Consider the following 12,922-nt stretch of genomic DNA (forward strand, 5'->3'; position numbering starts at 1 on the left):
ACTAATTTAGAAGAATATCTAAGTTTAAGTAAGGGAAAGTCGATAAAAGAGGAAGATGTGGTAATAACAGAAGAATCTAAAAATGGAAGTGAAAAGAAAGTTTCTCTTGAAAATGGGTTAAATTTTACAGTTACTCGTTATAAAGAAGACAGAGACTATAAAAACAGAATAAAAATTGGGGTTAATTGTATGAATGGTGATTTAATTGGTTGAGGAAATGATTTTTTGGATAAACAACCAAAGACCAACTTTGGTTGAGATAAGTTTCAACACACTTTTGAAAAAGGACTTAAAGGTTATTTGAATTTGATTTTTGGCTGTGATTATAGAAAAGCTGTAGAAGCGGCAGATTCTGATGGATGGTGAAACATTGAAGAATTTGGAAGAGAGCGAGAAAATGTCGCTATGGTCGGTATTGTTGCGCGCAATGGAAAAGTGAATGGGAAAAGAATTTTAAAAGTAAGCGAAGGTAATTATACTAGGGGGACAATATCTGTAGGGAATGCTAATTTTGAAGAAATATGAAAAATCTTCGAAGGAAGAAGACCAAGGGGTGCCGATAGAAGGGTTTCAATAACAAATACTGCGGTAGAAGTATGAATGTATAGAAGAAATGATTTTGAGAGTAGTTATATACCAAGAATACAAAAATTAGTTAGAGAAAGTATTGCACGTAGTTTGATTCGAATTGTTTTTGGAGCTCAATGATGTATTGAGAAAGGGTGAGATGGAGCTAGAAAAAGACAAAATTGCAAAAGAAATGACAAATACCAAGTATCAGAGGAATTCAAAGAAATTGGATTACAAAATACTCAAAGTGAAATATTTAATGATCTTAAGCTTGATGGAAGAGAAGGATTTACTTGACAACCTGGAAATGGAGTCAATGGAAAACCAAAATGAATGTGGGATAATATTAAGAAATGAGATCTTAAAAATAATGAGAGGCAATGATGATCGAAAGTTAAGGAATATTTACAAGATATATCAAAAAGTTCTTGGTTTTACAATCAAAACATCAAGATAGCAAAAATCTTATGTTATGAAATTTTCAAGGGTTTAATTGGACAAGAAAAACTTCAACTTATTAAATCAAAAGAAAAATGATGTAAAGTTGGTTGAAATGGGGCAACTTGTCTTAATAGCGGAATAATTTGGAAGAAATAGAAATTTTAATTTATTTTTAGAATCTTTGAGATTATTTTTTAGGAATTTTTATTTTCACTTTTGATGAAATAAATTTTGATTGTAAAAGGCCCAAAAAATAAGCGTTTAGTGAATTATTAAGAGAATTTACAATAGGGTTTTTGAAAAAAATTTATGGGAAATAATAGTGTTACCGTAGCCTCACTTGTAAAAAAATGATACATTTCTAAAGAAAGGTATCATCTCTTCTAAGTAAATTTAAAAAATCTTGAGATTATGAAATTTGTTATTCATACCAGCCATTGGGGCTGGCTCCATTGTCGGAGCAGTTGGAAGAAAAAATGCTGAAATAAAAGTTAATGGTGAAAAACTTGATGTAAATCCTACAGAGTTTGATCATTCAGTCGGCAATATTCAAAAAATGGTTGGAGTCAATTTGGACGAAAATAAAGATAATTATTCAAAAGGAATGAGAATTATTTTACCTTGTTGGAAAGGAAATTTATTGTCTGATTATGAAGAAAAGGAAAAAAATATCGATGTTAAAAAAGACAAGTTTCAACAACATATAGATAATTTCAAAGGAGCTTGAAAATCGATTGTTGATAAGATTAAAGACATTCTCAACAAAACTTATGGTTGTTCAGATGTTAGTGATTTAAAAATGAGAATAGGTGTTATAGATTTTGAAAAAATGAAGGAATCGGGGACTTCAGGAATGGTAACAGGAGAAATCAAAAAGATAGATATGGGGAGGGCAAATGGCAATAAAACTGAAAATGATATTAAATTTGTTTTTAACTATCTTAGAAATTCGGCAAAGGTAGTTCATAATGGCCCTCAAATGATTGAACTATATGATGCCGATATTGGTGGAGAAACAGTTAAGAAAATAAATAAAATGTTCTATGAAATTTTAAAAGAGTCGGCAAGACTAACTCTTAAAAAATATAAGTGAAAAAAAGAAGTAGGAAGTTGAGGAAATAAAGATGTTTTTAGTGCAGAACGATCTGAAAGCCCAGCAGATAATAAAAGAAAAATACAAAAATTTGAGACAGGGGGAGTAAATAATCCATTTGAGTTAAGCCAATGGTGTTTTAGCAATTTGGATGAATGTACTAAATCAGAAAGATGAAATGATGACAAGCTTCTTGAATTTCTTTCTGGTTGTCATAGAAATAGACAGACCGGAGGAGAATATTTGTTGTCGGAATTTGTTGAACAAGTTAAGGAAATTATTAAAGGAAATAATAAAAATAATGGAGAAGAATGTGGTGTGTGGGAGAAGGGGATGTTTTGTTCTAAAGGAGGGTTAATTTATAAAAAATAAGGATAATAGTGTAAAAAAATTAAAAGTGGTTGAGCTATACTTGGTTTTCCAGGGGTTATTGTTGGACCTATTTTAGGTATTTTTGGAACTAAAGAAACATCTTTAAAAGTAGATAATAAAAAAGTCATTGTCAAGCAATCAGCAATGACTTTTTCCCCTAATGAAAAACATCCATTGGGGAGTTTTGATATAAAGAAGGGGAAGGGGGAGAAAAATATTAAAAACAAAATTAAGGTGATAAGCTTGTGCTTAAATGGGGATATGATACCTGAATGAATAAAGAATAATGGAAATATAGACCAGGGGGCGAATCGTCAAAAACAACAAAATATTAAAAAGGGAGATCAAATTTTACAGGAAGTTTTAAAAAGATTTTTGAATTTAATTATTGGATGTCAAAATCAGGAGGAAATGCAGAGAGAAAGCTGATTTGATCGAATTGTTGAAAAAAACGATTCGGGGGGGGTTCTCCATATTAAAGTGAAAAACAACAAATATTTAGATAGATTGAAGTCTATGAAAGAGCAAATTAATTATCAAAGGGAGTGCACAGGAAAAAGTCTTGTTGAAGTGTTTTGTAAATTAGAAGGTAATTTTAAGAACTTGTGACAAGATGATGTTAAAAAAGTAATTGAAGAAAAAATTTGAAAGGTTTTGAAAGAATTTATGATTGGGTGAGTTAATTTAAAAGAAGTTAAATGAGGAAAAAAATGAGGTTTTATTAATACTGTTGAATGAGAGATAAGAAGTGGCAAAAATAAGAAGAAAATTCAAATTGAGTATGGCGGAGGATATACAGAATTTGAAATTGGAGAGTGATGATTTAAAACTGGATTAATAGAAAAAGGAAAGGAAGAGATTTTAGAACAACTTGAAAAAGATAAAGGATCAAAAAAAGATGATTGGGTCAATAAAATAAAGTTCATGGTCGGGAGAAATAAGGCCAATATTGAAGATTTTTTCAAAAATTGGTTATGAAGTGAACTTGAAAAAGAATTTTCAGAAGAATTTAAAACCGATTGCGGAATTTGAAGTGGGGGAATATCTTGTCCTGAGGGGGGATTAGTTTATTAGTTATCCAAAATAAAATGGATAAATGAATACTTTAAATAATTAATTATTTTTTTAAAGCCTATTATTTAAACCAAAAAATAAAAATTTAAATTTTTATTTATTTTTTATTATTTAAGGAAAAATCTAATTATTTATAGATCTAAATTTTTGAAAATTTTTAAAAATATTTTTTAAATATTTTTTTGAGAAATTAAAAGCAGTTTATTTTTATTTGGTCTTCCAGGAGTTTTTATGGGACCTTTTATGGGATTGTTTGGGTTTAAAAAAACATTTTTAAATGTAGAGGGGAGAAAAGTTACTGTCGGTGAATCGACAGTAACTTTTTCACCAAATGATCAAAATCCTTTCAAGGAGTGAAAAGAGAATGAACAACAAAAAGACAAAAAATTTGTTATTTTTGGGTTATGTTTAAATGGAGAATTTCGGCCTGAGATTTTGGAAAAATGAGAACAAATCCCAGTGGACGGTAGATCAAAAGTAATTAGAGAGGCAATAAGAGGTGGTTTAAAAGAAATAGATGAAATGTTAAGAAAAAGTATAAATAAATGAGTAGGGTGTCAAGAATCAGATTTAGTTGATGAGAGCGGGAAAGTTGGTGTTGGTTTTCTCGAACAGATATTTGTTGCCAATGAAAATGGGGGGGGCAGCGGGTTAATTAATTGAAAATTAAAAAATGAAGAAAGAAGTAGTATAAATATTACTGCAAATTATATAAATGAATGTAAAAGATCAACAAAGAAGGGAATGGTGTGCAAAATAGAACCACAATTCGCCAATAGCGATAAAAACATTAAAGGTGAAGTGAAAAGAGAGATAGAGAAAAGACTTGAAGATGCTATTGAAAAGCTTGTTGATTGATGACTTAACAATGGACATTGAGAAAATAAGAAATTTTGTCATTTTTTAAGTAATTCTATAAATAAATCCTTTAATAAGATAAAAACTTGCTTACAGCCGGGAGAAATGGGCGGTAGCGATACAAATCTTCCGCAAGATATTAAGAAAATAGTTACAGATTTAAAAAGTACTGGAAATATAAATTTTGAAATCGGAGAATGATGGCTTTCTGGAAGATGAAAGAAAAAACCAAACGAAAAATGAGGAAGAAAGGATGGACAACATGATGTTCGAGGAGTTACTGAAAAGCTTATTGAGTTTGCGGGGAGTATAGGCCGTTTGGAAGAGCAAACTGCAAAATATGCTGTTAAAGAACTTATTGAAAAATTTGAAGAGCGCATTATTAATCAAAATAAAGATTTTTGCGGAATATGAAATGAAGGAGCATCTTGTCCTGAAGGAGGAGTGGTAATTTACAAAAAATAGAATGATAGATAAGTTATAAAGACAAAGAAATTTAGAAAAGAATAGAATAATTTAAAAATTAAAAGAAATATTTAAAAATTTTTTAATAATTATTTATTTATAAAGAAGTAAAAAAGTGGGTTTTAAAAGAAAAAAGTTTTTAAAAATAGAAAATAATTCCCGAAAAAATCAATAAAATTTTTAAAGAATTAATTTTTTAAATACTTTTGTAAGAATATGGATATAATCCTTTAAAAATTTAGTTTTATTACCTCTAAGGTTATTTTCTTTTTAAATTTTGATAGTCAAATATATGTTTTAAATACATAACCTTTCTATAGAATAAAAAAATTCCACAAAAGTAAAAGAGTCCGCGGTTTTTATCAATAAAACTTTTTTATTGTTATAGTAGATTATTAAAAAAGGATTAATTTTTGGATTTATTGGTTGCCCTGCAGGGGTTTGCTTTGGAACCAATTTGGAGGAATATTTAAGTTTAAGTAAGGGAAAATCGATAAAAGAGAAAGATGTAGTAATAACAGAAGAATCTAAAAATGGAAATGAAAAGAAAGTTTCTCTTGAAAATGGATTAAATGTTACAGTTACTCGTTATAAAGAAGACAGAGACTATAAAAACAGAATAAAAGTTGGAATTAATTGCATGGATGGCGATTTAATTGGTTGAGGAAACGATTTCTTAGATAAAAATCTAAATTCCAACGTTGGTTGAGACAAATTTCAACATACTTTTGAGAAAGGACTTAAAGGTTATTTGAATTTGATTTTTGGTTGTGGATATAGAGCGGCGATTGAAGAAGCAGCTTATGGAAAATGATGAAATACTAAAGAATTAGGAAATAAACTGGAAGAAATTGCAATGGTTGGTATAGTTCCGCGTATTGGGGGGGAAAAGAATGATGAAGAATTAATAAGAGTTAGTGAAAATCAAAAATTTCGTGAAAGTACTTACTTTAACGAAATATGAAATTTATTTAGAGGTGTGAAACCAAGAAGTTCACAAAGTAGAACTTCAATAACAAATACTGCAGCAGAAATATGGATTTATAACAGAAATGAATTTGGAAATACATATCGCCCAAAGATACAAAAATTGGTTAGAGGAAGTATTGCAAATAGTTTAATAAATCTTGTTCTTGGCGCCACGTGGTGTAATCAAAAAATTTTGAAAGACGGAAAATGATATTGCGAAGGGGATCACAAATACGAATTTTCAGAAATATTTAAGAAAGATTTCATTCAATATGGAAAATTTGAAAATCTTAGACTTGATGGAAGCTCATTAGCGCTTCCTTGAAACCCTCAAAGGCCAACATGAATGTGAAATGAACTCAAAAAATGAAATCTTGAAAGTAATAAAAAACAATGATGAAATAAAGTTAAAGGATATTTAAAAGATATATCAAAAAGCTCTTGATTTTACAACCAAAATGAAGAAATAGCAAAAATATTATGTTATGAAATTTTCAAAAATCTAATTGGACAAGAAAAACTTCAATTTATTAAGTCAAGAGAAAAGTGATGTAAAGTTGGTTGGAATGGAATAATGTGCCCCAATAGTGGGGTAATGTGGCAAAAATAAAAATTCTAAATTATTTTTAGAATCTTTGGTAGCACTTTTTTAGATTTAAATATTTCGCTTTAAAAAATAAGAATCTAGATTTTATTTAGTTTTAATTACTCAAGAAAAATAGATTTAAATCTAATTTTTTTAAAAATTTTTTAGTTAATTTTTTTAAGTTAAAAGAGTAAATTAATCAATAAATTTGAGAGAATCTTTTAAAACTGACTGAGGAATTTTAACGGGGGCGGCTTCAGCTAATGCTTTACTATCTCGACCAGCTGGAATAAAAAGTGGGAACATTTTTGAAGATCCTTTTGGATCAACTAAAGGATGTTTACTTGTAAAAAATGAAAAAGAGATTGCTGAAAAAAAGGTTGTTAAAGAAAGAAAAGATAGTTTTTTTGGAAGTGACACTAAAGAGCAATTTATATTCTAAAAAATTAAAAGCAGTTTATTTTTATTTGGTCTTCCAGGAGTTTTTGCTGGCCCTTTTATGGGTTTTTTTGGGTCTAAAGAAACAACTTTAAATGTAGGGGAGAAAAAAGTTATTGTCAATGAATCGACAATGACTTTTTCACCAAATTTTAAAAATCCACTTAAAGATTTAGTTAAAGAACAAAATAAAAAAAATAAAAAATTGGTTATTGTAGGATTATGCTTTAATGGAGAATTTAGACCAAAAATTTTGATAGATTGGGAAAAAATTCAAAAAGGTCAAGGATCTAGCACTGTTAGAGGTTATATAAAAAATGCTTTAAAAATAATAGATGAAATGTTAAGACAAAAAATAAATAAATGGGTGGGATGCCAAAAATCAGATTTATTTGATGAGAAGGGAGAAGCTGGTATTGGTTTTCTTGATCAAATGTTTACTGTAGAGGAAGAAGGAGGAGGGAATGGAAGAATTTTATGAAAACTAAAAAATAATATGGCGGGGGAAAAAAGTGTAAAGCTTGCTCAAAATTATAAGCGATATTGTCGAAATTTGAGAGAGCGGGAAATTATTTGCAAAATAAATCCAGAATTTGTTAATGAAGGCATTAAGGATGAAATAGGGAATTCAATCGAGAAAAATCTTGAAGAAGCAATTGAAAGGACTGTAAATCGATGACTTAATACAGGGATTTGAAAAAACGAAAGTTTGTGCTTTTTTTCAAATAGATTTAAATTTGAAAATCACGATTGTTTAAAAACTGGGAAAATTGGTCAAGATTTACATCTTAGAAAAGATATTAAAAATTTGATTCCAAAATTAAATGGAAATGGAAATATGAATATTGAGATTGGAGCGTGATGGCTTTCAGGGAAAGGTAAGAGTCAAAATAAGGAATGGGGGAGGGAACATGGAAAAAGCGACAATCGAGGAGCCACTGAAAAACTCATTGAATTTGCTGGAAGTGTTGGTCAATTGAAAGAACAAACCTTAAAACAAGCTGTTAAAGAACTTATTGAAGAATTTGAAAAAGGAATTATTAATCAAAAAGAAGGTTTTTGTGGAGTGTGAAATAAAGGAGTATCTTGTCCTGATGGAGGAGTAATTCTTTATAAAAAATAGAATAGAAGGTGATTATAGAAATAAAATGTTTCTTAACTTAAAAAAATAAAGTATTGGAAATTGATCTTTAATTTTCAGTTAAAACAGGAATTTATTTAAGCGAATATTTTGTGGGAAAAATAGCTCAAATTATTTAAATTAAGGTGAATTTAATGAAATATAAATATGCAATTTATTCTTTAATCCCTTTTTTAATTGGGGGAAATTCTTTATTTTTTTTGAACAATGAAAGTCTTAATTTTTTAATTTCTAGCTTTTCAATTTCTGTGGGGGGGGCAATAGCAATTCACTAAATTTTTTTGGAATCAATAAAAATGAATTAAAAATAGAAAATTATTCAATTCCAACTACTAAGTTGAAAGTTGATAAGGAAAGTTTCAAAGAAGAATCTTTAACAATAAATTCTACTCAAAATTTACAGTTAAATGAAGTTAATTTAAATGAAAAAGAAAAATCTGAAAAATTAAGGGGAACAGTTTCTCAGCTTGTTATAGAAATGGACAAAGAAACAGATACTATTCAAATTCAAAAAGAACAACAAGAAGAATTTTCTAAAGTTTCATCAGAATTGAAACAATATGAAAGTAGTTTTCAAAATGCTTCAAAAGTTTTAAAACCCTCTATAGATTATGAACGGTCTCGTTCAAGATCTAGAAGAGATGAACATTCGGCACAAACTTCAGAGGTAGGCCAATTAAGTAAACAAGAAAAGAAAAGTGTTAGTATTTACTATCAAAAATATATAAATTTAAAAAATAAAAAAGAAGAATTTACAGGAAGACTAGAAAAAATTAAAAAAGGGATAAGAGATTCTAAAAATGGTCCTAAAATACAAACAAAAAATGAGGATCAAAGAATTTTAAATGCTATTAAGAATATTGAATGGGATAGTAAAGATAATATAGAGTTTGAAAAATTTATTCAAAATAACCGTAAATATTGGGATTCCGGTAATCCTTATGGAAGTTTATTAACTTTGGAACAATGAAATAGTATAGTAGAAGTGTTTAAAGACACTGTTAAAAAAATTAGAGATATTGAGACAAATGGTACAAATAGATTTTGCTCTTTAGTGGCTATGATTTTTAGAATGTCTGAACATTGCTTTCAAAATAGGAATGAATTAAAACAACAAAAAGAAATACTTAAAAAATTGATTTCTTTGGCGATAGGTAATAAATTATTACAAGAAATGGAATTAATTAGTAAGGAAGATATTAAAAATTTTGAAAATTAATTAAAAATTAATATTTGAAGGGGTTGAACGTCCCTTCATTTTCTTTTAATTTATGTTTTTACTTATTATATATGAGATAAAAATAATTTTTAATTGGAAAGATTAAAAATATCCTATTTTAAAGTAATAATTGCGATAAAAGATATTTTTTAAAGAAAATTTAAAACAATTTTAGTAATAATGCGTTAGATTAAATGCGGTTTAAATATGTGTTTTATTCTTTCGTACCTTTTTCGATTGGCGGGAGTTCTTTATTTTTCATAAATAGCGAAAATCTTAATTCGTTAATTTCTAGGATTTCAATTTCTGGGGGGGGCGATTCTCCCTTATTTAATTTCAATAGTTCTAAAAATGAACTCAAGATGGATAGTCATTTAATTCCAAAAACTGAAATGAAATTGCAACAAGAAAATTTGAAAACATCATCTTTAAAAGAAATAGAAACACCAGAAAATTTAAAGATAAATCAGACTAATTTAAATGAAAATCAAAAAATAGGAAATTTAAAAGAAACAGTTGGTAATATCGTTATAGAAATAGATAGAGAAGCTGGAGTTAAAACGATTGAAAAAGAACAAGAAGAGAAATTATCCAAAGTTAGACAAGAATTACAAAAACATTCAAACAATTTTAAAGAAGTTGTATTAACTGCAAAGCCACCTACAAGCTCTGAGAGTGTTTCTTCTGCAGCTAGATCGAGAGGAAAAAGAGATTCAGATTCTCAAACTGATATGTCATCAAAAAAATTAACAAAAGAAGTGAGAAACAGTGTTGGTGTGTATTATCAAAAGCATGTAGAGCTAAAAGATAAAAAGCATGAACTACAAAAAAGATTAAAAAATATAGAAGAAAATGCAAAAGATATTGAAGTAAAACAAGAAAGAAATGATAAATATGTAGATACTAAAGTTTTTAAATCATTGGAGCAGATAGGTTGAGGTACTAAAAATGAAATAGATTTTGAAAAATTAATTCGTTCTAATTTTTGAGATGGTGGTATTAATCCTTATGGAAATTTATTAACTTTTGAACAATGAAATCAAATAGTAGAAAATTTTAAGAAACTTGAAAAAGAAATAAAAGAAATTGAAGCAAGCTCTTCAACTAAAGCTTGTTCTTTAGCAGCTTTTTTTATTAGATCTTCTCATCTTTGTTTTAGAAAGAGAGATGAATTAAGAGAACAACAAAAAGCATTAAAAAAATTATTACCTTTAGTAGTAAAAGAAAAATTATTAAGAGAAATGGGATTAATTAATGGTCCAAGTCTTTCAAGTTTAAAAGTTAATTAAATAAATGGTGGGGGATTTTTTATAAAAATCGTAATAATTTTTTGCGATAAGTTTTTAAAAAAGTTAAAAAGAAAAAAATAGATTAGATTAAATGAGGTTTAAATATGCAGTTTATTCTTTAGTTCCTTTTTCTTTTGGAGGAAGTTCTTTATTCTTTTTAAATAGTGAGAATCTTAATTCATTAATTTCTAAACTCTCAATTTCTGGGGGGGGCAATGCCCCTTCTTTTAATTTCTATAGTTATAGTAAAAATGAACTTACAATAAATAATACTTCAATTCCAACAACTCAGTTGGAATTGAATGAAAAAAATTTCCAAACAGAATCTTTAAGAGTTGATGTTTCTGAAAGTTCAGACTTAAATCTTCCTAATTTAAATGAAGAGGAAAAAACAGGAAGTTTGAAGACAAAAGTAAACAAAATTGTTACAGAAGTAAATAAAGAAATTGGAGTCAAGAAAGTTGAAAAAGAACAGGAAGAACAATTGTCGCAAGTTAAAAAAGAATTGCAAGGTCACTCAGGAAATTTGAACAAGATTTTATCCAGTGTTGTACTTTTATCCAATTCAGAAAGTTCTTCTGAAGTTAAAAGTAGAGCCAGAAGAGATTCAAACTCTCAATTTGTTGAATTTCCAAATTCTTTAGATAGAAATGTAAGAAATAGTCTTGGAACTTATTACAAAAAATTCTTAGATTTGAAAGAGAAAAAGAATAAATTTGAAAAAAGACTAAAAAATATAGAGGAAAAATCAGAAGATATTGTGGTTACTCAAAATAGTTCAAATAAATATATTGATGATAGAGTTCTTAAATCATTAGAGCAAATAGGATGAAACACTAATCAAGAAATAAAATTTGAACAATTAATTAATCGTGATTTTTGAGATGGAGGAGAAAATCCCTATTCAGCTTTATTAGATTATGAAAGTTGACAGAAAATAGTAGACGATTATAAAAAAGCTACAAAAGAAATAAAAACTTTAAGAGAAAATCCAGGAAATAGAACTTGCGCTGTGTTTGCTATTCTTTTCAATATGTCTGATCGTTGTTTTGGTAATTTAAAAGATTTAGAGAAACAAAAAGAATTATTAAAAAAAGTTGCTCCTTTTGCTGTAGCTAATAAATTATTTTTAGAAATGGGATTAGTGGATAATTCAAATATTGTAGTTAAAAGACTAGAAAAATAAGAAAAAAAGGGGGGTTATATAAGCTCCCCCTATATCTCATTCATTCTTTTTATAAAATCAATGTAATTTTGAATAATTTATTCTAATAAGATATTTTTGTTGATGCATTTTTTAAGAATAAATTAAATGAGATTTAAATATTCGATTTATTCTTCAATCCCTTTTTTAATTGGCGGGAATTCTTTATTCTTTTTAAATGCTGAAAATCTTAATTCTTTAATTTCTAATTTTTCAATCTTCGAAGGGGGGGGCAATATCCCTTCATTTAACTTAAGTAACTTCACTAAAAATGAAATTAAGTTAAATAACTCTTTAAACCCAACTACTAAGTTAGAAGTTGATCTGGAAAGTTTTAAAGAAAATCCTTTAAAAATCAGAGATTTTGAAGGCTTAAAAATAAGTAATACTGCTTTAAATGAGAGAGAAAGTTCGGAAAGTTTAAAAACAACAGTTAATAAGCTCGTTACAGAAATTGATAGAGAAGTTGGGATTAAAGTGGTTGAAAAAGAACAAGGAGAGCAGTTGTCTAAAGCAGAGCAAGAATTAGCAAAACATTCCAATAATCTTAAAGAGGTTTTATCAACTTTGAAACTTTCCTCAGATTTAAAAAGTAGATCAAGAGAAAGAAGAAACACAGATTCACAATCTGATATATCTTCAAAGAAATTAACAAAATATTTAAGAAATAGTTTGAGCGAGTATTATCGACAATATGTAGAGCTAAAAGATAAAAAGAGCCAGTTTGAAAAAAGATTAATAAATATAAAAGAAAAAGCTAAAGATATTAAGGTAAATCAAGAAAGAAAAGATAAATATTTAGAAAATAAAGTTCTCCAAGCATTGGAACAAATAGGTTGGAATAATAAAGATGAAATTGATTTTGCAAAATTCACTAATTCTCAATATTGAGATGGAGGGAATAATCCTTATGGAAGTTTATTGGATTATCCAGAATGAGTTGAGATAATAGATGCTTATAAAAATACTAGTAAAGAAATACAAGCGCGTAGAGCAGATCCTTGGAATAGAACATGCTCCTTATTCGCTATGCCCGTTTTTATGTCAGATTATTGTTATGGAAATTTAAAAACTTTAGAAAGTAGAAAAAAATTACTTGAAAAAGTTGTTCCTTTTGCGGTAGCTAATAAATTATTTAGAGATATGAAATTAATTGAAAGCAAAAAATTTATGTTGTAATTTATTAAAAGTCTATAGAAAAAC

The 12,922-nt window shown here is 27.8% G+C and carries 12 protein-coding genes; 11 read left to right on the forward strand and 1 reads right to left on the reverse strand.

All coding sequences use genetic code 4. The features are described 5' to 3' along the window. Window positions 1-57 precede the first annotated feature (57 nt). Both PRV_RS00850 and PRV_RS00855 read left to right on the forward strand, forming a co-directional pair. On the forward strand, window positions 58-1,167 hold the full coding sequence (locus tag PRV_RS00850) for a hypothetical protein (protein ID WP_022769238.1): 1,110 nt from the start codon (window positions 58-60) through the stop codon (window positions 1,165-1,167). Between the two features lie 247 nt (window positions 1,168-1,414). After that, a complete protein-coding gene (locus PRV_RS00855; protein WP_022769242.1) occupies window positions 1,415-2,476 on the forward strand; it encodes a hypothetical protein in 1,062 nt (353 codons plus the stop codon). Here PRV_RS00855 and PRV_RS03035 read toward each other — a convergent pair. Continuing rightward, complete coding sequence (locus PRV_RS03035; RefSeq protein ID WP_022769246.1) at window positions 2,464-2,604, reverse strand: hypothetical protein; 141 nt, start codon at window positions 2,602-2,604, stop codon at window positions 2,464-2,466. The genes PRV_RS00855 and PRV_RS03035 overlap by 13 nt on opposite strands. 16 nt (window positions 2,605-2,620) lie before the next feature. Here PRV_RS03035 and PRV_RS00860 point away from each other — a divergent pair, with 16 nt between their 5' ends. From PRV_RS00860 to PRV_RS00900, 9 genes are all read left to right on the forward strand, one after another. Further along, window positions 2,621-3,550 (forward strand): hypothetical protein, encoded by a 930-nt coding sequence (locus tag PRV_RS00860; protein ID WP_022769250.1) that lies wholly within the window; start codon window positions 2,621-2,623, stop codon window positions 3,548-3,550. A gap of 243 nt (window positions 3,551-3,793) precedes the next feature. Then, the gene (locus PRV_RS00865; RefSeq protein ID WP_144062292.1) at window positions 3,794-4,873 is read left to right on the forward strand and encodes a hypothetical protein; all 1,080 of its coding nucleotides are present in this window, start codon (window positions 3,794-3,796) and stop codon (window positions 4,871-4,873) included. A gap of 457 nt (window positions 4,874-5,330) precedes the next feature. Further along, window positions 5,331-6,452 (forward strand): hypothetical protein, encoded by a 1,122-nt coding sequence (locus tag PRV_RS00870; RefSeq protein ID WP_022769253.1) that lies wholly within the window; start codon window positions 5,331-5,333, stop codon window positions 6,450-6,452. Window positions 6,453-6,636: 184 nt separating this feature from the next. After that, on the forward strand, window positions 6,637-6,870 hold the full coding sequence (locus PRV_RS00875) for a hypothetical protein (protein WP_022769257.1): 234 nt from the start codon (window positions 6,637-6,639) through the stop codon (window positions 6,868-6,870). 57 nt (window positions 6,871-6,927) lie between these two features. Further along, a complete protein-coding gene (locus tag PRV_RS00880) occupies window positions 6,928-7,989 on the forward strand; it encodes a hypothetical protein (protein ID WP_022769261.1) in 1,062 nt (353 codons plus the stop codon). A 355-nt stretch (window positions 7,990-8,344) separates the two neighbouring features. Continuing rightward, window positions 8,345-9,226, forward strand: a complete 882-nt coding sequence (locus tag PRV_RS00885) for a hypothetical protein (RefSeq protein WP_022769269.1) — start codon at window positions 8,345-8,347, stop codon at window positions 9,224-9,226. Between the two features lie 194 nt (window positions 9,227-9,420). Continuing rightward, entirely contained in the window at window positions 9,421-10,515 is a 1,095-nt protein-coding gene (locus PRV_RS00890; protein ID WP_144062293.1) for a hypothetical protein, read from the forward strand. A 91-nt stretch (window positions 10,516-10,606) separates the two neighbouring features. Next, window positions 10,607-11,701, forward strand: coding sequence for a hypothetical protein (locus tag PRV_RS00895; RefSeq protein WP_022769278.1), 1,095 nt, complete (start codon window positions 10,607-10,609; stop codon window positions 11,699-11,701). A gap of 126 nt (window positions 11,702-11,827) precedes the next feature. Then, window positions 11,828-12,898 carry a hypothetical protein gene (locus PRV_RS00900; protein ID WP_022769287.1) on the forward strand — a complete coding sequence of 357 codons (1,071 nt, stop codon included), beginning with the start codon at window positions 11,828-11,830 and terminating at the stop codon, window positions 12,896-12,898. Window positions 12,899-12,922 lie beyond the last annotated feature (24 nt).

Origin of the sequence: Mycoplasma parvum str. Indiana, assembly GCF_000477415.1 — a bacterium.
Classification (GTDB): domain Bacteria; phylum Bacillota_I; class Bacilli_A; order Mycoplasmatales; family Mycoplasmoidaceae; genus Eperythrozoon_A; species Eperythrozoon_A parvum.